Annotated in this window: 18 protein-coding genes; 5 read left to right on the forward strand and 13 right to left on the reverse strand. The window is 61.5% G+C overall.

Translation table 11 applies throughout. From position 1 onward, the window contains the following. Positions 1-85 precede the first annotated feature (85 nt). From QYQ99_RS01270 to QYQ99_RS01280, 3 genes are all read left to right on the forward strand, one after another. Complete coding sequence (locus QYQ99_RS01270; protein ID WP_302091070.1) at positions 86-1,765, forward strand: 2-isopropylmalate synthase; 1,680 nt, start codon at positions 86-88, stop codon at positions 1,763-1,765. Between the two features lie 253 nt (positions 1,766-2,018). Continuing rightward, entirely contained in the window at positions 2,019-4,412 is a 2,394-nt protein-coding gene (locus QYQ99_RS01275) for an adenosylcobalamin-dependent ribonucleoside-diphosphate reductase (protein ID WP_302091071.1), read from the forward strand. A gap of 230 nt (positions 4,413-4,642) precedes the next feature. Then, entirely contained in the window at positions 4,643-5,290 is a 648-nt protein-coding gene (locus tag QYQ99_RS01280) for a dihydrofolate reductase family protein (protein WP_302091072.1), read from the forward strand. A gap of 1,013 nt (positions 5,291-6,303) precedes the next feature. Here the strand turns inward: QYQ99_RS01280 and QYQ99_RS01285 are convergent. From QYQ99_RS01285 to bla, 8 genes are all read right to left on the reverse strand, one after another. After that, positions 6,304-7,734 (reverse strand): chloride channel protein, encoded by a 1,431-nt coding sequence (locus QYQ99_RS01285; RefSeq protein WP_302091073.1) that lies wholly within the window; start codon positions 7,732-7,734, stop codon positions 6,304-6,306. 353 nt (positions 7,735-8,087) lie between these two features. Then, positions 8,088-8,444, reverse strand: coding sequence for a DUF3325 domain-containing protein (locus QYQ99_RS01290; protein ID WP_302091074.1), 357 nt, complete (start codon positions 8,442-8,444; stop codon positions 8,088-8,090). Next, a complete protein-coding gene (locus QYQ99_RS01295) occupies positions 8,441-8,743 on the reverse strand; it encodes a hypothetical protein (protein WP_302091075.1) in 303 nt (100 codons plus the stop codon). The genes QYQ99_RS01290 and QYQ99_RS01295 overlap by 4 nt, the downstream gene beginning before the upstream one ends. A gap of 23 nt (positions 8,744-8,766) precedes the next feature. After that, a complete protein-coding gene (locus tag QYQ99_RS01300; protein WP_302091076.1) occupies positions 8,767-10,395 on the reverse strand; it encodes a PepSY-associated TM helix domain-containing protein in 1,629 nt (542 codons plus the stop codon). 10 nt (positions 10,396-10,405) lie between these two features. After that, positions 10,406-12,943 carry a TonB-dependent siderophore receptor gene (locus QYQ99_RS01305; protein WP_302091077.1) on the reverse strand — a complete coding sequence of 846 codons (2,538 nt, stop codon included), beginning with the start codon at positions 12,941-12,943 and terminating at the stop codon, positions 10,406-10,408. Between the two features lie 144 nt (positions 12,944-13,087). Next, a complete protein-coding gene (locus QYQ99_RS01310; protein ID WP_302091078.1) occupies positions 13,088-14,074 on the reverse strand; it encodes a FecR family protein in 987 nt (328 codons plus the stop codon). After that, positions 14,071-14,538 carry a sigma-70 family RNA polymerase sigma factor gene (locus QYQ99_RS01315; protein ID WP_302091079.1) on the reverse strand — a complete coding sequence of 156 codons (468 nt, stop codon included), beginning with the start codon at positions 14,536-14,538 and terminating at the stop codon, positions 14,071-14,073. Before QYQ99_RS01315 ends, QYQ99_RS01310 begins: the two co-directional genes overlap by 4 nt. 198 nt (positions 14,539-14,736) lie before the next feature. Beyond that, entirely contained in the window at positions 14,737-15,642 is a 906-nt protein-coding gene (gene bla, locus QYQ99_RS01320) for a class A beta-lactamase (RefSeq protein ID WP_302091080.1), read from the reverse strand. Positions 15,643-15,755: 113 nt separating this feature from the next. Here bla and QYQ99_RS01325 point away from each other — a divergent pair, with 113 nt between their 5' ends. Then, positions 15,756-16,619, forward strand: coding sequence for a LysR family transcriptional regulator (locus QYQ99_RS01325; protein ID WP_302091081.1), 864 nt, complete (start codon positions 15,756-15,758; stop codon positions 16,617-16,619). 138 nt (positions 16,620-16,757) lie between these two features. Further along, positions 16,758-17,474 carry a glutathione S-transferase gene (locus QYQ99_RS01330; protein ID WP_302091082.1) on the forward strand — a complete coding sequence of 239 codons (717 nt, stop codon included), beginning with the start codon at positions 16,758-16,760 and terminating at the stop codon, positions 17,472-17,474. 118 nt (positions 17,475-17,592) lie between these two features. Here the strand turns inward: QYQ99_RS01330 and QYQ99_RS01335 are convergent, their stop codons facing one another. From QYQ99_RS01335 to QYQ99_RS01355, 5 genes are all read right to left on the reverse strand, one after another. Beyond that, positions 17,593-18,093 (reverse strand): disulfide bond formation protein B, encoded by a 501-nt coding sequence (locus QYQ99_RS01335; protein ID WP_437439072.1) that lies wholly within the window; start codon positions 18,091-18,093, stop codon positions 17,593-17,595. A 174-nt stretch (positions 18,094-18,267) separates the two neighbouring features. Further along, entirely contained in the window at positions 18,268-19,395 is a 1,128-nt protein-coding gene (locus QYQ99_RS01340) for a sulfate/molybdate ABC transporter ATP-binding protein (RefSeq protein WP_034369785.1), read from the reverse strand. 29 nt (positions 19,396-19,424) lie between these two features. Next, complete coding sequence (gene cysW / locus QYQ99_RS01345; RefSeq protein ID WP_302091084.1) at positions 19,425-20,465, reverse strand: sulfate ABC transporter permease subunit CysW; 1,041 nt, start codon at positions 20,463-20,465, stop codon at positions 19,425-19,427. A gap of 1 nt (position 20,466) precedes the next feature. Further along, positions 20,467-21,324, reverse strand: a complete 858-nt coding sequence (gene cysT / locus QYQ99_RS01350; RefSeq protein WP_034369782.1) for a sulfate ABC transporter permease subunit CysT — start codon at positions 21,322-21,324, stop codon at positions 20,467-20,469. A gap of 156 nt (positions 21,325-21,480) precedes the next feature. Continuing rightward, positions 21,481-22,482, reverse strand: coding sequence for a sulfate ABC transporter substrate-binding protein (locus tag QYQ99_RS01355; protein WP_034369780.1), 1,002 nt, complete (start codon positions 22,480-22,482; stop codon positions 21,481-21,483). Positions 22,483-22,682 lie beyond the last annotated feature (200 nt).

Genomic DNA, 22,682 nt, shown 5'->3' on the forward strand with positions numbered 1-22,682 from the left:
ATCCTGGTCTTCCCAGACCCCGACCTTAGCCAGCCCCATCCGGGCAGGGAGACCAGGTGATTGTTTCTTCAACTCCAAGGTCTCTATGCTGGCTGATCCCTCTACCAAATACCGCGCATTTCCCGTTGTGGACTTGCCCACACGCCAATGGCCTGCCCGAACATTGACGCAAGCGCCCGTGTGGCTTTCGACCGATTTGCGCGACGGCAACCAGGCGCTGTTCGAGCCCATGAACCAAGAGCGCAAGCTGCGACTGTTCCAGGAGCTGGTCGCCATTGGTTTCAAGGAAATTGAAATCGGCTTCCCCTCCGCTTCGCAGACCGACTTCGATATCGTGCGTCACCTCATCGATGCCCAGCTGATTGCGCACGACGTCACGCCCATGGTCATCACCCAGCTGCGCGAGGACCTGATTGCCACCACGGTGCGCAGCGTGGCCGGCGCGCGCCGCGTGATCGTGCACCTGTACAACGCCGTGGCCCCGGCCTTCCGCGAAATCGTCTTTGGCATGGAAGTGCCGCAGATCATTGCCATGGTGGAGCACCATGTGCGCCACCTCAGGCAACTGACCGAGCAGCACCCCGAAACCGAGTGGGTGCTGCAGTACTCCCCGGAGACCTTTTGCATGGCCGAGCTGGAAGTTTCCCTGGCCGTGTGCAATGCCGCGATTGCCGCCTGGGATGCCGGCCCCAAGCGCCCCATGATCATCAACCTGCCAACCACCGTGGAGGTTTCTACCGCCAATGTGTTTGCCGACCAGATCGAATGGATGGACCGGCGTCTGGCGCGGCGCGAGCACATCACGCTTTCGGTACACCCCCATAACGACAGAGGCACGGGAGTCGCCTGCGCCGAACAGGCCCTGCTGGCCGGTGCCCAGCGTGTCGAGGGCTGCCTGTTCGGCAACGGCGAGCGCAGCGGCAATGTGGATCTGGTGACGCTGGCCCTGAACCTCTACACCCAGGGCATTGCTCCAGGCCTGGATTTCTCAGACATCGCTGCCGTGGCACGCATTGCCGAAGCCTCGACGGGCCTGCCCATCCATCCGCGCCACCCCTATGTGGGCGATCTGGTGTTCACGGCATTTTCCGGCTCGCACCAGGATGCGATTGCCAAAGGCTTTGCGGCGCAGAAAGCCGATGCTCCATGGCGCGTACCCTATTTGCCCATAGACCCTCAGGACCTGGGACGTACCTATGACAGCATCGTGCGTGTCAACAGTCAGTCCGGCAAGGGCGGCATTGCCTTTCTGCTGCAAAAGGACAGGGGCATCACCATGCCGCGGCGCATGCAGATCGAGTTCAGCGCCATCGTCCAGGCCTGGGCCGACAGCAGCGAGACCGAACTCGGCAGCGCACAAATCTGGGAGCTGTTTGAAGCCACCTACCTGCATGCCCAAGCCGGATCTCGGTCACTGCGTTATGAAAGCCACCGCCTGTTCGACAACCCGCAAGGCCAGGGTATCGAACTGCACTGGCACGATGCCGACGGGCAACCCAGGCTGCGCAGCGGCATCGGCAACGGCCCTGTTGCAGCCACCGTCGCTGCACTGGATTGGCCGCTGCGCATAGACAGCTATGAAGAGCGCAGCCTGGGCAACGGCGCCGACGCCTGCGCCGTTGCCATCATCGAAGCCGCATTGCCTGGGGTGCCCGGCTCACGGTTTGGCGTAGGCATGCACGAGAACATCGTCACTGCATCGGTGATGGCGCTCATGAATGCCGCTGCGCGCTTTGAGGGGGACATGATTCAGGCCCGCGCCTAGCCTTCGATAGATCGCTGCTTTGCCCTATCGTCGGCCGATACGATTTGAAGCTCGGCCTGAGCGGTGCCCTCTCTCATACGCCGACCCGGTCTTTTGCGTCTATTTTGGGCGGGTCTGTCACAATTTTGCGGTGGGCCCGCTCTGCCGATGGAGGCCTCTGGCCACTTGGTGCATCGGCGATGTTGCGCTGCGTCACTGCACCACCCAACAGTCTGAGCTACAAAGTCGACATCCGATTTGCATAAGGCATGCCATGAACACACTCCCTCCTCAGGCCATCAGCCAGGATGTGCTGGCCGAAAAATATCTGGCCGACGGCGAGCAGTCCGAGCAAGACCTGTTTGCCCGCGTGGCACGCGCCCTGGCAGCAGTTGAAAAGCCTGAGCTCCAGACACATTGGGAGCAGCAATTCCTGACCAATCTGCAGCGCGGCGCCATCGGTGCTGGCCGCATCATGGCTGCGGCGGGGCTGGACACCAAGGCCACCTTGATCAACTGCTTTGTGCAGCCCGTCGCCGACGCCACCAATGGTTTCGACACCCAGGGCAACCCCGGCATCTACACGGCGCTTTCTCAGGCGGCCGAGACCATGCGCCGCGGTGGCGGCGTGGGTTATGACTTCTCCAACCTGCGACCGCGCGGTGCGCTGGTGCGCGGCACCAACTCCTTTGCATCGGGCCCCTGCTCCTTCATCGATGTCTTCGATGCGTCCTGCACCACGGTGGAATCGGCCGGTGCGCGCCGCGGAGCCCAGATGGGCGTGCTGCGCATTGACCACCCCGATGTGCTGGAGTTCATCACCGCCAAGCGGCAAAAGGGCCGCTGGAACAATTTCAATGTCTCCGTGGGCGTGAGCAGCGCCTTCATGCAGGCGGTCAGGGACGATGCCGAATGGGATCTGGTGCATGTCGCCAGTCCCAGCCAGGCACAGATACAGGCCGGCGCCCATCGCCGCGACGATGGTCTCTGGGTCTATCGCAGTCAGCCTGCGCGCACGTTGTGGGATGCCATCATGCGCTCGGCCTATGACTTCGCCGAGCCCGGCATCCTGTTTCTCGACAACATCAACGCCGATAACAACCTCTGGTATGCCGAGCAGATTGCCGCCACCAATCCCTGTGGCGAGCAACCCCTGCCCCCCTATGGCTGCTGCGATCTGGGCCCCGTCATACTCACGCGCTTTGTGCGCGAACCCTTCACACCCCAGGCTTTCTTCGACATGGAAGCCTTTCGCGCCGCCGTCACGGTTCAGGTGCGCATGCTGGACAACGTGCTGGACGCCACCGTCTGGCCGCTGCCAGAGCAGCAGCGCGAGGCACAGCAAAAGCGCCGCATCGGCGTGGGCTTCACAGGACTGGGCGACGCGTTGATTCTGCTGGGCCTGCGTTACGCCAGCGATGAAGGCCTGCAGCAAGCCGAATCCATAGCCCGCGCCATGCGCGATGCGGCTTATGCCGCATCCGTGCAGCTGGCACAGGAAAAAGGGGTCTTCCCGCTGTTCAACGCCAAGCAGTATCTGAAAAGCGGTTTTGCCAAACGCCTGCCCAAGGAGCTGCGCGCCGCCATCAAGAAACATGGCCTTCGCAACAGCCATCTGCTGTCCATCGCCCCCACGGGCACGGTGTCGCTGGCCTTTGCTGACAATGCGTCCAACGGCATCGAGCCCGCCTTTTCCTGGACCTATACGCGCAAAAAGCGCACGGCCGACGGCGGCGAGCAGTTCTACACTGTGCAAGATCACGCCTACCGCCTCTACAAGGCCTTGCACGGTGACGAGGCATCGCTGCCCGAGTGCTTTGTCAGTGCGCTGGAACTGAGCGCCAGCGAGCATGTGGCCATGATGCGCTGCGTACAGCCCTTTATCGACACTTCGATTTCCAAGACCGTCAACATCCCGGCCGACTATCCGTTCGAGGACTTCAAGCATCTCTACATGGAGTGCTGGGAGGCCGGCCTCAAAGGCTGTGCCACCTACCGCCCCAACGACACGCTGGGTGCGGTCCTCTCCACAGATTCGGCACCCAATCCCTCTCAAGTGCTTATCGATCAATCGCAGGCTGCCATCAATTGCTCAGGCACCGGCGGCCTTACGGCCGTGATCGAGCGCCGCCCCGAGGGCCCGCTCAATGCCGTGGTGGACAAGATCGAATATTTCACGCATGACGGCATACGGCGTCTCTACCTGGTCGTCAGCTTCATGGTGGTCGACGGTGTGGAGCGTCCCATCGAGTTCTTCATGCCCGTGGGCCAGACCGGCGAGAGCCAGCAATGGATCACGGCCACCATGCGCAGCCTGAGTCTGGCCGCGCGCGGCGGCTTTCTCGACAAGGCCCTGGCCGATCTGCGCAAGGTGGCCTGGGATCGCGGCCCGGTGCGCTACGGCAGCAGGACGCGTGACGACGGCAGCCGCATCCCGCTTTGGCACGACAGCGAAGTGGCGCTGCTGGCCTATGCGATTCAAAGCATCATCGCCAACCGCGGCCTGCCCCAGCCGGCGCCCAGCACGGCGGCCACGCCGACATCCCCGCCCGAGAGCAGTGCCTCCGTCAGCGGTCAAAAGTGTCCCGACTGCGGAGCACATGCCATGATCAGAAAAGATGGCTGTCAGTTCTGTACCGCCTGCGGCTTTGTGGGGTCGTGCGGTTGAAAAATGGATGCTTTGAGTAGCGATCAAGCCGAGCAGCGAGATGGAGGGCGGAGTCCGCAGCAGCCGCGTCCATTCAGGTGGATACCCAAAGCAGCGGTGCGACGCGGCTTCGGACCCCACACCCTGTGCTCAGCAATGCCACGGGTGACCGAGGCAGGTGGAAACGGTCAGTACAGACGTTGATATCGAGGCCTTCGATCATCGCTGTCTAAACTGAAAGGTGTTCCGTCATGAAAGTCAAAGTCCTCTGCTTCGGCATCTCGCTGGACAGTTACTCCGCCGGCCCCAACCAGGATCTGCAGAACCCGCTCGGCGTCGGTGGGCCTGAGATCCTTGAGTGGTTCTTCCCCACCCAGGTCTTTCAGCGTATGCATGGGGGGTCTCAGATCGGCGAAACAGGTGTCGACAATCAGATGGCCGAGCGCTCCTTCGAGAACATCGGTGCGTGGATTCTGGGGCGCAATATGTTCGGGCCGGTGCGCGGCCATTGGCCCGACGAAAGCTGGAAGGGCTGGTGGGGCGATGAGCCGCCTTATCACGTACCCGCATTTGTCCTGACCCACCACGCGCGGCCCACACTGCGCATGCAGGGCGGCACTGATTTTCACTTCGTCACGGATGGCATTGCATCGGCGCTGGCGCAAGCCAAGGCAGCCGCAGGTGATCGCGATATTCGCATTGGCGGCGGCGTAGCCACCGTGCGACAGTTCCTGCAGGCGCGACTGGTCGATGAGATTCACCTCGCTGTACGTCCTGTGTTGATGGGCTCCGGTGAAAACCTCTGGCAAGGCTTGGACATGCGTGCTCTGGGCTATGAGGTCGCCGAGGTGAGACAGGGCGAACGGGCCATGCATGTGATAGTGCGCAAACAAGCGTAACGCCTGCAAATTGGGTCGCACTGGATACAGCTGGCGTACTCCTGGCGTACTCCTGGCGTACTTCTGGCGTACTCCTGGCGTACTTCTGGCGTACTTCTGGTAGTACGGACTGTCCAAGCCCATTGGCCTGACGCGTGTGTCGGTCATGGGCCAACCGCAACGGCCTGCGACAGCCAGCGACGGCCAGCTGCAGTCGTATCCAGGACGCCTGCTTAACGCTTGGCTTCGGAGGTCGAAAAAGATGACTGGCTGCAACGATAGGCCAGATCGGTGCTGCCAGTGACCTCCGTCGTAGACGTCGTAAATGCTGTAGACGTCGTAAATGTTGTAGACGCCGTGGATGTCGCATACATCACCAATGGCGAGGCCGCCCAACTTCTCGCTCTTTGCATCTCACACTCCAGCTCTTGCCTCTCAGACTCAAGCATCAGGTACTCACGGTAAGCATCCACTCGGATCTTCGCGCAAGGCATCGATGTGGTGGGGGGCATGCTGGATCTGGATGCCCTGGCCGAGCATGTGCGCGAGCAAAGCCGCTGCTGCCCGATGGCGCTACTTTTAAAGGAGCTATCTACGCTCGTCCATTAAGGATATCAGATTGAAATCTATCTGATATCCTTTTATATCATGCGCCAAATGCTCACTATTTAATAGCTATCGCCTGCCATCAAGCGCACAAAACAAAAGCCACCCGAGGGTGGCTTTGGGGCTATAGGGTTGGCAGAAATATTCCCACTGCCGTCCGGCATCCAACGTCAATAGACTGCGTGCGACTCTTCGCTCAGGGTAGGGCCTCGCGGGCCATGCACAGCAACACGCTCAAAGAGGACTTAAAGTGCACTCACAGAGCCTGTAGGCCTGACCCACCGACTGCGCCTCGCGCCCAGGATCACTTGCACTCCTGACCTCACCCGAGCACCAGCACAACCACAACCACAACCACAACCACAATCACCGTTGACCCAAGCCAGTTCAATTCCGCGCAGACGCTGCTCATGGATTCAAGCGACCGCCTAGCCTTGACGCGACTTTTGCAGTGCATCAGTCTCGGAAGACTCATTCAGCGCCACTGGCTGTGTGGACTCCGCTGGAGCCGCAGCGGCTTCAGGCTCCGGCTCCTTGGGCAAAGAGGCCCTTGCCACCTGGAGCATGTGCAAGGCCAGCGACTCATACAGCGGCCGCGCAATCATGCGCGAGATCATGCTGGCGATCATGGCCGATGCCATGAGGCTCAGCACCAGTGAGTGGCCGTCCACCATCTCCATCACGATGATGAAGGCCGTCAGCGGCGCCTGGGTGACCGCCGCCAGAAAGGCCGCCATGCCCATCGCTATCAATGCAGGAGCTATATCCGTGGTTCCAACAATCGATGCAACGTTATTGCCCACGCCTGCACCAATCGACAGCGAGGGCGCAAAGATACCGCCGGGCACGCCCACCCAGGCCGATAGCCAGGTAGCGATGAATTTGAGCGTGACATAGAACTCGGGCACATCGGCCTCGCCCTGCAGCATATGCTTGACGGCTTCGGAGCCAGCACCAAAGGTCGCGCCGCCGGTCACCACGCCGATGACGGCAATCAGCAGGGCCAGTGCTGCCGCAAAGCGGATGGGAAAGCGTGACCTGAGCTTGTTGAGACGCTCGGTGGACGAAGTCAGCGAGTGGGTCATGAGCTTGGCAAACAAGCCGCCCAGCACGCCGCAGGTCAGCGCCACGGCAAGACAAGGCAGCAGGTCACGCCAGCCAAGCTCTGCCACACGAATGCGGCCAAAGTAGCTCAGGTTGCCGAAGACCGAGACCCCCATCAGACCGGCCAGCACAATGGCCGCAATGATGAGCCCGCTGGAGCGCGACTCCAGCTTGCGCGAGAGCTCCTCGATGGCAAACACCACGCCCGCCAGCGGGGCGTTGAAGGCTGCGGCAATACCCGCCGCTCCACCAGCCACCAACAAGGCATGGGTATTGATGACGGACTTGGGGCCCAGCCAGCGTCGCGCCGAATGCATGACACCTGCAGCCACCTGCACAGACGGTCCTTCCCGTCCTATCGACAGGCCCGCAAGAAAGCCCGCGCTGGACAGCACGATCTTGGCAAACGACAGCCACAGCGACACAAAGCGCTTGCGCAAACCGGCATCGACCGATGGCTCCAGCGTGGCAATCACCTGCGGGATGCCCGAGCCGCTGGCACCGGGAGCCCATTTGCGCGTGGCCCAAACCGCTGCCGCCGTGATGGCGGGCATCCAGATCAGTACCAGCCAGCCATGGACACCGTGGTAGATGCTCTCGAAAAACCCGAACGCAGCTTCGGCCAGCAGCGTGAAAGCCACCACGCTCAGGCCCGCCGCTGCGGCATATGCCAGCACCACCGTCCGCTCCAGCCAGCGCTTTCCGTCGCGCATCTCTTCATTGAGGTTGTGAAAGAAATCTGGCTCTTGCTGCATGGGCGGGCAATCGTTTCGGAGCGGAGAAAATCGGTGAATGCATGTATTTTGCGCCTGCTACACGGCTTCACACATCGGCAATAGCCACAACAATCCACACGGAGGGTTTCCAGAGCAGCCGCCCGAGGTTCAAAAAACGTCAAAAATCCCAGCCAGAATCCGGTTGATAGTTCATGGCCGAGCAGACAGCCCCGGTCCATCTTTGGACTGCCGATTGAGCCCATCGATAACCGGACCGCCCTTTTCGACATAACGCTCTAGAGTCCGCAGTCTCGACCTGTGAACTCCGGACTATGCTCAAGACCAAGCCTCTGCCCCCGCCTGAAATATCAACTGCAATCTTGCAGCAGCGGTCATGTCGTTGATGCGGCCAGAACCCTCCAGGCCAAGGCAGCCAGGCCGCCCGTCCCCACAAGAGCTGCAGCGTACCGAGGCATATAGGCGAGCAGCCATGTGAGGGCCAGCGCGGCCACACTCAGGCAGCCCAGCCAGACCATGGCCCCCACCGCACCACCCCAGAATCCTGTGCAGTGCCACAGTGCCAGCAGCATCAGCGCCGTCCCCGCCAGACGCAGCACGACCCGCACCGCCGGCCCGGGCTCGCCGCGCGATACAAGCTGATCGCAATGCCTGTCCATAGCCTGGCTCAGCACCAGCATGCCTGCCAGGCACAGCGCCAGGGCGCAGATCATCACCGGCCACAGACTCATGCCACACCTTTCAGCGCCTGCAGCGCAGCCGTCAGCAAGGCAGCCGAGCCCGTCATCCATGCCATCACGCGCAGCAGGCTGCGCACATGGAAGACCCAGAGCGCCACTGCGGTGTAGAGCACAAAGCTGAGCAAGGTGGACAGCAGCACCGCAGGTGCACTTTGCATGGCACCCACGACCACAAGCGCATGGGCCATCACGGCGCAGGCCAGCGCCGTGAGCGCATAGCCGCCCAGCGTGGCCATCAGCACGCGCAGCAGCACGGCCCAGCGATAGCGCCTGGTCTGTGCCTTGGTCATTGCCGCCGCTTTCATGTGAGACCTCACGTGACCGCGCCACGGCCCGCACGCTGCTGTTTCACGCTCTTGCTACGCCGCGACTTTTCATGCTGCCATGCCCCCCAGGCCACCAGCAGCCCCAGCGCCATGCAGGTCAGCTCCAGCCCGCCCCGCTGACCATCGCCCTGCGCCAGATACATGCCCACATGCTGGCCTGTAGTCATGACATTGAGCAGCGGCAAACCCAGGCACAGCAAGGCCAGAGCGCATAGCTGCTCGCGCCATGCCTTGTACGTTGTGCGTAGCAGCGCATGCAGCAGGCTCAGGGTCCAGACGGCAAAGAACACGCGGATTTCCCAGCTGGAACGAGCATCCAGTACCAGGGGCAGCAGACGATTGCCATACAGATAGGCAAGCGACGCCAGTGCCGATCCCGCCAGCGCTGCCACATTGAGCGCATCGATACAGAGGTACATGGAATGCGTGGCCACACCCCATTCATTACCGCTTTTTGCACGACGCTTGACTGCAAACAATATCGATCCGGTAGCAATCATTGCGGTGCCGATCAGGCCCAGAACGAAATACAGCCACTTCATCGTCCAGCCACCAAAGGTGACCAGATGCAGTGCACTGATGACGGGATAGGTATCGCTCGCCAGATTGCGTGACAGGGGATTTGCAGGTGGCTGCAGCACCTGGCCGCTGACGGCATCGAAGGTCACAGCACGCGCGGCGTTGACCAGGCGGCGCGTCGCCGCGGTCTCCGGTTTGCCTTCCGTGAAGCGTATCGTGGCCGGCGCACCCTCAGGTCGCTGCACCACCACACCCACAACAGGCTCCGTCAGCAGGGACTGGGCCTGCTGCACAAGGCTGACAAGGCCCACAGCTGCAATGGCAGGCGCATTTGAAGGCGTATTCGCCTTGGGTCTGGCGCTCAACTCGGACTCATAGCGGCTGTAGGCCGAACGGTCCTGCCCGTACAGCGAATGCAGCGGCCAGGGCATATAGCTGGTGTAGAAATGCGCGAGTCCCGTGTAGACGATCATGAACAGAAACGGCAGCGTGAGCACGGCCGATGCATTGTGTGCATCCAGCCAGGAGCGTTGCCCCTTGCCCGGCCGGAAGGTGAAGAAGTCCTGAAAGATGCGCCGATGAACGATCACGCCCGAGACCAGCGCCACCATCATGCACATCGATACCAGTCCCACCACCCAGAAGCCCGCGATGCCGCCCTGCAGAGAATAGTGAAAGGACATGAAATGCCGGCCGCCTTCAGTATCGCGCGTAGCGGGTTCGGGCAAGGCTTCGCCCGTCCGTGCATGCAGGCTGGCCTGCACTTTACCGCCCTGGGAACGCGCAAATACCTGGACGCCCTCGCCGCTCTGCAGCGGCAGGCCGATGCGCCAGATACCGGCATCCGGCGCCGTCTTGCTCAGGTGCTGTTCGGCCAGCCGCAAGGCCTGCAGACGCTCGTCCAGAGAAAGCGGCTGCTGACCGCTGCCTTCCAGTGGCCCTCCCTGCATCCATAGCGTGATGGGCTCACGGAACACGCTGATCGAGCCCGTCAGAAAAATGGCGCAAAGCAGCCAGCCGCACACCAGGCCGCACCAGGTGTGCAGCCATGACATGGTCTGGCGAAGTCCGGGCTGAGATGCTGGCTTGCCGCTCATGTCAGCCAACTCAGAATGCGCCACGCAAGGTCAGCAGGACGCTGCGCGGCTCGCCATACCAGTTGCCGCTGCCCGAGGTCCCAACCGTCTTGTAGTAAGTCTTGTCAAACAGATTGTGCACATTGAGTGCTGCCGACCAGTTGCGATTGATGCGGTATTGCACGCTGGCGCCCCAGACGGCGTAGCCGGCCTGAGTGAAGCGGAAAGGAACGGCATTGCCATCGTATTGACCCGATGCCGGGTTATAGCTGTTGGCCGTGCCGCTGACATAGGTGGCGCTTTGCCGCGTCACGCCACCGCCCAACGTCCATGGCGAGAGCTGGCCCTGCAACTGATACGTGCTCCACAGCTTGAACAGGTGCTTGGGTGTGATGGAGCTATAGACCAGCTGCGACGGGTCGGTCTTGTTGCGATTGTGGTTATAGGTATAGCCGGCAAACAGCTGCCAGCCTTGCGCCAGCTGACCGGTCACTTCCATGTCCACACCCTGGCTGATGATCTTGCCCTGCGCGACATAGCAACAGCTCAGACCCAGATTCCCTACATCCGTTTCCGGATAACGCGGATCACGCACCGCCTGCCCCTTGCGCTCGATACGGTACAAGGCCAGCGCAGTGTTGAGCTTGCCATCGGCGAGCTCCCCCTTCATGCCCAGCTCGAAGCTGCGGCCCTTGATCGGGTCCAGCGCAGCCCCCGGTGCCGGCCCGGCCAGCATATTGGCCTGCGACTTGTGGATCTCGGTCACGCTGCCATAGGCCGTCCACTGGTTTCCCAGGTCATACACTAGGCCCGCATAGGGGGTGAAGATGCCGCTTTCGCTGTAGTACTCGCGACCGCTGGCCCGAACACTGCCATCGGCGTTGTAGTTGATGTATGGCGTGTCGTAGGAGTAGCTGGCATAACGTCCCCCGACAATGGCGGTGAGCTGATCCGTCAGGCTCAGGTTGGCACGACCATAAAAGCCTTTTTGCGTGGCACCATAGCCGGGATAGCTGCGCGTCATGCGTTCGCGTACCGCAGGGGGTATTGCGCCGGGATCGAACTCATAGACATTGGTCAGAGACAGCGGCGTATCCATCTCGGAGTAATAGGTGTCCTGATCGTCACGGACCTTGCTCCAGTCCGCGCCGAGCAGCAAGCGGTGCTTGCGCCCGAACAACGAAAACGGGCCGCTGGCATGCACATCCAGGCTTTTTTTCTCCGAACGAAAGTCGTTGGAAAAGCCGGTCCAGTTGGCACCCAGACCTGTTGCAGGATCAACGGCTCCGCTAAGGCTTGCAAGCCGTGCATCGCTGTCCACCTTCTGATAATTGACTTGAGCCTTGAGCTTCCAGTCCCCCGCCAGTTGCTGGTCGAGCTGCGCGAAAACCTCCTTGGCGCTCTTGTCGTAGTGGCTCCAGCCCGCCATCAGCGCGGTTTTTCGGGACAGCTTCAGATCGTCGCCATTGGCGGCACGCGGCAGGCCTTCACGCCAGGGGGTGGCCTTGAGCTTGTCGTAACTGGCTCCCAGGCTCACACGCGTGGAGCTTGTCACATCGGCCTCCAGAATGCCGTAGAGCAAGCTGTTTTGCGAATCCGCTCCGCTATAGAAGAAGTTCTTGTCCGAATGCGCGAGCACGGCACGACCATGCAGGCTCCCTGCTTCATTCAATGGACCCGCAACATCCAGCTCGGCCTGCTTGCGACTCCAGCTGCCGACGCCCACCGAGCCCAGAATCTGCTTTTGCGCCGTGGGACGCTTGCGCACCAAATTGATGGCACCGCCAGGCTCCCCGTTGCCGCTGAACAGGCCGTTGGCGCCGCGCACAACCTGCACGCTGTCATACATGGCCAGATTGGGGTCGAACAGTTGCTGGCTGAAAGCGTCCACGCTGGCTCCATCGATCTGCACATTGCTGATCTCGAAGCCGCGCGATAGAAACTTGGTGGCCGCACCGCCCAGCCCTCCAGCACCGCCATAGTCCACCGTCACGCCGGTGGTCTGCTGCATCACCTCCCCCACATTGCTCATAGCCTGATCTTCAATGCGCTGGCGCGTCACCACCGAGATCGACTGCGGTGTCTCGCGGATGTCCTGCCCTTTGCCCAGGGACACATGCGAGGCGGCATACGAGCCGCTGCCCTCTGTGGCTTCGCGCTGAGCCTGGGCCGTCACCGTCACTTCTCCCAGCATGCCGGTCTGGCTGCTGTGGCGGCGCACGGTGATGGCCGCCCCGGCAGGGACAGCCTCCAGCCCGCTACCCGCCAGCGCCTTGGCCAGCGCCTCGTTCAAGGTCTGAACGCCTTGCAGCGCCGGCGCCGTGCGGCCTTCCACCAAGGCTGCGTCGACCGAAACCGACACCCCCCAGGTGCGGGCCAGTGCATTCAATGCCTGTCCCAGGGGCTGCGCAGGCACGCTCAGGCTGCGCGAAGTGGACATGACCATCTGGCTGCTGGCGGTCTGGGCATGAGCCGTCGGTAACACCGCCAGAGCTGACCATGCCAGACAGGCCATGGCACTGGCCAGAGCCACTGCGCGCAAACCGCCGCAATGCGAACCTGCAGCCATTCCCTCCTGTTGACCGGAAGGAAAATGAGAGTGATTTCTTTTCATAAAATGCATCCTGTGAATTGCTTGTCAAAGTGCTTTCACAGTGAAGACGCATGAAACGGCTTGTACCGGACAAAAATTTTCAACCGGCAAGTCCAGCCATCAGCGCCGGTGGATGACTGTTCTGCCATCGGGCAGCGACTGCGCTCGCACCGGCAGGGAGCGCGGCAGGCTGGCGATGAAGATGGCGGGCTCGCGCAGCTTGAAACTGCCGGTCAATCGCAGTGCTTGCACAGAGGCTGCATCGTCCAACACCATTGGCTGGGCCAGGTAGTCATTCCAGCGCGCCACGACCTCAGGCAGTGGCGTGTGGTCAAACACCAGCCAGCCTTCGCGCCAGGCGCCCACATCCGCCGTGTTCAGGGAGTAAGGGGCGAGTTGGCCGTCTGCATCCAGGCGCAAGCCCTGGCCTGCAGTCAGGAGTGCGTCGGGGGACTGATCGACCATGCTGTCCTGCTTCCACACTGCCACACGCCCCTGAGCGACGCTGACCTGCAGGCCGGCGGGCCGCAGCGCCACAGAGAAAACAGTGCCCATCACACGTATGCGGGCCAGGGCCGTGTGCACCTCGAGGGGACGCTCTGCGTCATGGGCTACGTTGAGCCGGATTTCGCCCTGCTGCAAATGAACCTCGCGACGCTGGCGGTACAGCAGCACCGATGCATCGGTGCCTGGTGCCAGATCAAGCTGGCTACCGTCGGGAAGATGGCGACTCAGTTGCTGGCCATGGCCCGTATGCAGCGCCATCTGATCCAGAGGCTGCAGCCAATGCCAGCGGCCGAGCATGCCGGCAAGGCCGGCCACCCCCAGCACGGACAGCGCACGACGCCGGGTCTGCTGCACACGCGCCGAATGAGTGGCGGGCAAGGGCATCTCGCCCTGCAAAGCGCTGCATTGCGTCGCTTCCCAAGCTGCCATGGCAGCCTGCGCCGCCTGTTCGTTCGCCGGCTCCCTGGCACGCCAGCGCGCCAGCGCCTCGGTCGCAGCCTGCGCCGCTTCAGGACTTGCGCCATGCTGGCGCGCAATCAGCAACAAGGCATGCTCCAGGCGCTTGCGATCCGGCATGCCGAAGGAAACGTCGACACTCATGAGGTCAGCCCCATGCAATCACACACGGCACGCACCACATGCTTTTCGATGGCAGCTTCGCTGATATTCATATGCGCTGCAGCCTCGGCATGGCTTAAGCCATAGATGCGCACCAGCACAAACACCTCGCGGCGCTTGCGCGGCATGGCCTGCAAACGGCGAGACAGCAGGACCAGCTGCTGTCTCCCTTGCGCCTGCCGCTCGGGCGAGGGAGCTTCGTCCGCAGCCACCACGGCCAAGGTCTGCAGCATGCGGGCTTCGGCAGTGCGGCGGCGTGCATCGTCGATCACGATGTTCTTGCCGGTACGAAACAGCAGTGCCCGCAAGTCCCGTACCGCAAGCTCTCGCGACTGCATGGCAAATACCCGGGCATAGCTTTCCTGCACCACATCTGCAGCCGCATCCCGGCTATTGAGCGAGCGAGCAAAGAAACTGACGAGTTCTGCGTAATAGTGCGCAACCACGGATACACCTCGACCTCTTGCGAGGCATGCCGCCCAGGCTCCGGAATCGGCCGCAAAGCATGCAGCTACGGAGCGGGAAAGTGCAGACTTTATCAGAAAATGAGAATCAATCTCATTGATGAGAAAATCTCAAAGCCTCTTCGCATCGATACAGAGCCCGCGTCGCGACAGGCTTTGCGCCTGCGGCTCCATCACTGATCAAATCGCGTAATACCAGCGCTTGACCGCCTCGCCAGCCCTGGCCAGCACGGCCTCACGCCCTGCACCATCGAGCTGGCTGCCGGTCAGATAGGCCGTCACCAGCAGCGGCGCAGATTGCTCGGTAGGCCAGACGATAAGGGTGTCGCAGGCCGTGCCCCTCTCGCCGGTGCCTGTCTTGCCACCCACCTTCCAGTCGCCGGGCATGCCGGCGCGCAGGCGCTTGTCACCGGTTCGGCTGTCCACCAGCCACTGCTGCAGCAGGGCGCGGCCATAGCCCTCCAGCACATCGCCCAGCAGCAACTTCTGCAAGCTTTGCAACATGGCCTGCGGCGTCGTGGTGTCGCGTTCATCGCCGGCCAGCGCCGTGTTCAGCGAAGGTTCGTTGCGGTCCAGCCTGGTGGTGCCGTCACCCAGTTCGCGCAGCCATTGCGTCAGCGCCGCCGGCCCGCCGCTGGCCTCCAGCAGCACATTGGCCGCCGTGTTGTCGCTGACAAGCACCATCGCTTCACACAACTCCTGCACCGTCATGCCGCCATTGGCACCCGCGCGCTTTTCGGAGATCGGCGACCAGGCCACGACTTCGGAAGGAGAGTAATAGAGCTTGCGCCACAGACGCGTTTCATCTCGCTGTGCCAGATACAGCATGCGTGCGGCCAACAAGGTCTTGAAGGTGCTGCACATGGGAAAGCGCTCGTCGCCACGCCAGCCTGCCTCGGCACCGCTGACGGTATCCAGCACATACAGGCCGAACCGGCCCTGGGCCTGATTTTCCAGCACCGCCAACTCGTCGCTCAATGTTCTCGCTGCTGCGGCTTGCTGCTTGGAGATAAAAGCACAGCCGCTCAGTCCCCAGGCCCCCAGACCCAAGGCCAGTCCTGTTGTCAGCATGCTGCGTCGTTGCATAAGATCCTCTTTTGGTTAACTGCCATGGTTTGAAGCATAAATCGGTAGATCCCTACGAACCAGCAGTAATAATTGACACGATCCATTAGAAAAACTTTTATCTTGATTGAGATATGCAGCTACCACTGAACGCCTTGCGCATGTTTGATGCGGCCGCACGTCACCTGAGCCTGACCCGCGCAGCACAGGAGCTGCATGTGACGCAGGCCGCCGTCAGCCAGCACATCCGCAATCTCGAAGAGCGCCTGGGCAAACCTTTGTTTCGCCGCCTGCCGCGCGGCCTGGCCCTGACCGACGAAGGCCAGGCTTTGTGGCCAGTGGTGGCACAGAGCTTCGAGCGCATAGAGCAATCGCTGCAGCAGGTGGCTGAGCCACGACCGCGTGAAATTCTGACCGTGGGCGTGGTCGGCACTTTTGCCATCGGCTGGCTGATCCCCAGACTGAGCCAGTTCCAGCAGTTGCATCCCTATATAGACCTCAGGCTGCTGACCAATAACAATCGCGTGGATCTGGCCGGCGAAGGACTGGACGCCGCCGTGCGCTTTGGCGACGGAGCCTGGCATGGCACGCACGCGCAGATGCTGCTGCGCGCGCCGCTGTCTCCCATGTGCACCCCCGTGCTGGCACAACAGCTGCGCGAGCCTGCCGACCTGGCCCGGCAAACCCTGCTGCGTTCCTATCGCACGCAGGAATGGGAAGGCTGGTTTGCCGGCCTGGACCAGACTGCCCCGCTGGCGCGTGGAGCCATGTTCGACTCTTCGCTGACGCTGGCTGAGGCCGCCGCCCAGGGCGCAGGCGTTGCCTTGCTGCCGGCGCGCATGTTCGAGCACATGCTGCAACAGGGTCGGCTGGTGCGCCCTTTTGCCCATGAGGTCGACACCGGCGCCTACTGGCTGACCTATCTCAAGTCACGTCAGGCCAGCTCCGCCTTGCAGACCTTCAGACAGTGGCTGATGACCCAGCTGCAAACCGACTGAAACAAGCGCCCTGCAGCGAATAAACCTTTTCGCATCAAGAGTTTCAAGCTATCAATCCGTGAGCACTCCACCGCATCTAAGCCGCACAGGTCTGCATGGCTTCAGAGCAACAGGTACAGTACACGCCCAGCAAGCGCCATGGCGCTTTGGTTTTATTCATCTCATCAGACACCTGCCTTGACTGCCGCTGCCACCCTGCCCGTCCTGTACTCCTTCCGCCGCTGCCCCTATGCCATTCGCGCCCGTCTGGCGCTGGCCCATGCGGGCCTGGCTTGTGAACTGCGTGAAATCAATCTGCGCAACAAGCCGCAGGCACTGCTCGACGCATCGCCCAAGGGCACGGTGCCCGTGCTGGTGCTGCAGGACGGCAAAGTGATTGACCAGAGCCTGGAGGTGATGCTGCATGCGCTGCGCGACAACGACCCCGATGGCTGGCTGCAGCCCACGCATGGCAGCCTGGAGGACATGCTGGCTCTGATCGAGCGCAATGACGGCTTCTTCAAACAGGCTCTCGACCGCTGCAAATACCCCGAGCGCCATGACGCCGAGGCCGTGAACCAGGCCCAGGCCGATGCGCTGACCTGGCTGTCGGCCCTGAACGATCAGCTCGAGGAGACCGGCTATCTGTTCGGACTGAACCCCAGCCTGGCCGATATGGCACTACGCCCCTTTGTGCGCCAGTACGCGCGCATTGACGAAGCACAGTGGAACGAGCAGCCCTGGCCTCATCTGCAGCATTGGCTGCAGCGCTGGATTGACTCGGCCCTGTTTGCCGAAGTCATGGAAACCTATCCGGGCTGGGTGCCGGGCAGCAAGGGGCCGACCTTTGTTGGCGAGAGTGTGGAAAGCCTCTGATGGCGCAACCAGAGCTGCGAACGCTTGATTGACAGCTATGGCAAGCGTGTCAGAACCATCAAAAAACCCGGCAGCTTCCGCTTGCCGGGTTTTTTGATGGCATTGCCGTCAACGGGAATTAGCGCTTCGCGCCCTTGAACAGCAGCACCGCCAAAATCACGAAAAACGCCACAAAGCAGACAAACGACCAGTTGGCAATGGAGCCGCCCAGCAAGGTCCAGTCAATCGCCGCACAGTCGCCCGAGCCCTGGAAGATCATGGGAATGGAGCGGCTGAAGGAGTAGTGCTCGATCATTCCATAGAAGTCACGGCCGCAGGTCGCAAACTCGGGGGGATACCACTGCAACCAGCTCTGGCGTGCAGCCACAAATGCGCCGAAACCGCTGGACAGCAGCGCCAGAACGCCGAAGCTCATCCACCAGCTTTTTTGACCTCTAAGGCTTGCCAGGCCCGTGAAGATAGCTACCAAAATCAGTGCATAGCGCTGCACGATGCACATGGGACAAGGCTCCAGGCCCACCACATGCTGCAGGTAAAGGCCAAACGCCAGCATGGCCACACAGGCCACGCTGATGAGCGCCAGGACGCGCCGCGGCGCGGTTTCAAACCATTGAAGCATCATTCTCTTTCTGCGAAATTAACGGATCATGCCTGAGGCAAGGATAACGCCCCCCTGCACCTGCACGACTCCTTTCGCAGGAGACACCCAGGACGCGCGCTGCCGCGCACCGGGGGTATCGTCACCCTCCCACAAAGCGCGAGAGGGTGAAGGCGCACAGCGCCTCAGGGGGTATCAAATTCCAGCCGCCTCATCCAGGAACACCTTGGCACGGCGCGGCGTCACCACCAGGGTTTCACCTTCGCGCAAGCCCATGTCCTTGAACTGCTGTGCGGGAATCTGGGCTTCAATCAACCCATCTTCCCCGGCATGGCTGGCATTTGGTGTGGTCTCGGAGGGAATAAGTTCCAGCCTGGCGATGGGGCCGACCACAATGGCCCGCGAAAGCTGGGCCACGATGCCTGTGGGGCGACCCTGGGCATCGAGATTCTGGCCCGGGGAATAGCGCTCCACCTCCAGGTCATGGGGTCGCACATAGGCAAAAGCCTGGCTGTCCTTGGCACCGCGCGCATCGCTGCTGTCGAGCTGCATGCCTTCGTCCAGATAGACCCGGCCGTCGCTGGCGCGCCCCTTGAACAGGTTGACATCGCCCAGGAAGCCATAGACAAACGGCGTGGCCGGGTTGTCCCAGACTTGCTGGGGCGTGCCTTCCTGCTCGATCTTGCCCTGGTTGATGACCACCACACGATCCGCCACCTCCAGGGCCTCCTCCTGGTCGTGGGTCACGAAGATGGAGGTCACATGCAACTCGTCGTGCAGCTGACGCAGCCAGCGGCGCAGCTCTTTGCGCACCTTGGCGTCCAGCGCACCAAAGGGCTCGTCAAGCAGCAGCACCTTGGGCTCGACGGCCAGGGCACGGGCCAGCGCAATACGCTGACGCTGGCCGCCCGAGAGCTGCGAGGGGTAGCGCTCGGCAATCCAGTCCAGCTGCACCAGTTTGAGCAGCTTCATGACCTTTTCCTTGATCACCGCCTCGCTGGGGCGTTCCTTGCGCGGCTTGACACGCAGGCCGAAGGCCACGTTCTCGAACACGGTCATGTGGCGGAACAGCGCATAGTGCTGAAACACAAAGCCCACGTTGCGGTCGCGCACATGCACATCGGTCGTGTCTTCGCCGCTGAAGTGGATGCTGCCCACATCGGCCGTCTCCAGACCCGCGATGATGCGCAGCAGCGTGGTCTTGCCGCAGCCCGAGGGGCCGAGCAAGGCGATCAGCTCGCCAGATTTGATATCCAGACTCACATCGCGCAGGGCCTGAAAATCGCCGAACTGCTTGCTGACATTACGAATTTCGATACTCATGATGAATCTCTTGTTCTGATCCCGGCAGCTCAGGCTGCCTTGGCGGTTTGGTTCGTTGCGAGGCTGATCGGGCCTGGACGCTCGGGCGGTGCTTCGGCTGCGGCCTTGGCCTGCTGCTCGGCACGCCATTCGGCGAGGGACTTGATGACCAGCGTCACCAGCGCCAGCAGCGCCAGCAGCGATGCCACGGCAAAGGCGGCAGCCGCCTGATAGTCGGCATACAGCACTTCCACATGCAAAGGCATGGTGTTGGTCTGGCCCCGGATATGGCCGGAAACCACGGACACGGCGCCGAATTCGCCCATGGCGCGCGCATTGCACAGAATCACGCCATAGACCAGACCCCATTTGATATTGGGCAGGGTGACATTCCAGAAGGTCTGCCAGCCCGAGGCTCCGAGCACGATGGCGGCCTGCTCCTCGTCACTGCCCTGGGCCTGCATCAGCGGAATCAGTTCACGGGCGATGAAGGGGAAGGTCACGAACACGGTGGCCAGCACGATGCCGGGCACGGCAAAGATGATCTGGATCTCGTGCTCGGCCAGCCAAGGGCCCAGCCAGCCATTGGCGCCGAAAACCAGCACATACATCAGACCCGCGACCACGGGCGAGATGGAGAACGGCAGGTCGATCAAGGTCGTCAAAAATGCCTTGCCCTTGAACTCGTACTTGGCAATACACCACGCTGCCGCCACACCGAAGACCAGATTCAAGGGCACGGCAATCAGCGCCGTGATCAGCGTGAGCTTGATGGAAGAGATCGCATCGGGCTCGCCCAGCGCCGTGACGTAGACATCCCAGCCCTTGCGCAATGCCTCGCCGAAGACGGACAACAGCGGCAGGATCAGGAACACCAGCATGAAAAGCAGGGCCACCGTGGTCAGAACCCAGCGCACCCAGCGCGGCTCGGTCGTGGTCATCTTCTCCAGCTTGGCGCTCTTGGGCGGGGCCGTGATCTTGTACAGCGCGACCAGCACGACCAGGGCAATCGCGACGATGGTGATGAGGTGTGCCCAGATGGGCAGCAGATTGGGGAACAGCGCTTGAATGGCTGCATGAATCGAAGACATCTCAGCGGCCTCCCTGCGCCTTGCGCTGCCATGCCTGCAGTGCGTTGATCAGCAGCAGCAATACAAAAGAGATCAGCAGCATGACCACGGCCACGGCCGTGGCACCGGCCACATCATGTTGATCGAGCTTGGCCATGATGATCAGCGGAGTGATTTCCGAGACCATGGGAATATTGCCGGCAATGAAGATCACCGAGCCATATTCACCCACGGCACGCGCAAAAGCCATGGCAAAGCCGGTCAGCAGCGCCGGGCCGATATGCGGCAGGATGACCTTGTAGAAGATCTGCCAGCGCGATGCACCCAGGCTGGTCGCAGCCTCCTCCAGCTCCTTCTCGAAGTCTTCGAGCACCGGCTGTACGGTACGCACCACAAACGGCAGGCCGATGAAAATCAGCGCAATCGCGATGCCCTTGGGGTTGTAGGCCATCTGGATGCCCAGCGACTCGAAGTACTGCCCGATCCAGCCGTTACCCGCATACAGCGCCGACAGCGAGATGCCGGCCACGGCGGTGGGCAGCGCAAACGGCAGATCGACCAGCGCGTCCACCACCTTCTTGCCGGGGAACTGGTAGCGCACCAGCACCCAGGCAATCAGCATGCCGAACACCACGTTCACGCAGGCCGCGATAAAGGACATGGTGAAGGACAGCTCGTAAGACGCCACCACGGCCGGAGCCGAGACTGCCGCCCAGAACTGCCCCCAGGTCAGAGTAAAACTGGCGGACAGCAAGGCCACCAGCGGGATGAGCACGATGATGCTCAGATAAAAAATGGTGTAGCCCAGCGTCAACCCGAAACCGGGCAACACTCGCTTGGCACTACGCGCCTTGCGGGGGGCTAGAGCAGCAGAGGACATATTCAAAGACGAAACGGGGGGTGTGGATTTCACTGAAGGTCAATCAAGCACGGCCCAGCTCAAAAACATCGAGCAAGGGCCGTCCCGCAGCGAGGATGTTGTCCTCTCCCGCGCAGCGAGAGAGGAGGAAGCCGCAAAGCGGCCCGGGGGAGCCGGTTACTTACCGGGGGTATACAGCTTGTCGAACTGGCCGCCATCATTGAAGTGCACCTTCTGCGCTTCGCTCAGCGAGCCGAAGTACTTGGCCACGGTGAACTGCTTGATGGGCTTGAACTGGTCGGCGTGCTTCTTGAGCACCGCTTCGGAGCGCGGACGAATCGCATGCTTGGCAGCGATTTCCTGGGCTTCGTCAGAGTACAGCCACTGCAGATAGTCGGTGGCCAGCTGGGTGGTTCCCTTCTTGGCCACGGTGCGCTCGACCACGGCCACGGGGTTCTCGGCCACGATGCTCACCGAGGGGTAGACGGCATCGACCTTGCCCTGGCCGAATTCACGGTCCACGGACACGACTTCGGATTCGAAGGTGATCAGCACATCGCCGATGTTGCGCTGCAAGAAGATGCTGGTCGCATCGCGGCCGCCCTTGCCCAGCACGGGCACGTTCTTGTAGAGCTTTTGCACGAATTCGGCCGCTTGCGCATCGGTGCCGCCCTTCTCACGTACCGAGCCCCAGGCGGCCAGATAGGCGTAGCGACCATTGCCGCCGGTCTTGGGGTTGACCACCACGACCTTCACGTCGGGACGCACCAGATCGGACCAGTCCTTGATGTTCTTGGGGTTGCCGTTGCGCACCAGAAACAGCATGGTCGATGTAGTGGGCGATGCATCATGCGGGAACTTCTTGTTCCAGTCCTTGGCGACCACACCGTTCTGGGCCAGGAAATCCACATCGGTGGTCGTGTTGAAGGTCACCACATCGGCAGCCAGACCGTCATTGACAGCGCGGGCCTGGGCGCTGGAGCCGCCATGGGACTGGTCCACCTTGATGTCCACGCCCTTGGTCTTCTTGTAATGGGCGATAAAGGCAGCGTTGTAATCCTTGTAGAACTCGCGCGCCACGTCATAGGAGACATTGAGCAGCTGAGTTTGCGCAGAGGCAGCGCCTGCTGCTGCCAGTGCGATGGATGCCAACAATGTCTTGAGCTTCACGGAATGCATGGTTCGCAGCCTTTTCTTGAGCAATGTGTATAGATGTAGACATTGTGCGAACGACCCCTTAAAACTCAAAAGAATATATTTTTCTTTGTTTTTCTGAAATTCGATATAAAGAATAAAACAGCACGCAAAGCCAACGCGAAAAAAGCTGAAAGCGCTTTATCAGAAAGCACTTTCAGCTATCAAAAGTAAAGCGCGACCGG

It is taken from the genome of Comamonas testosteroni (genome assembly GCF_030505195.1).
GTDB lineage: Bacteria > Pseudomonadota > Gammaproteobacteria > Burkholderiales > Burkholderiaceae_C > Comamonas > Comamonas testosteroni_G.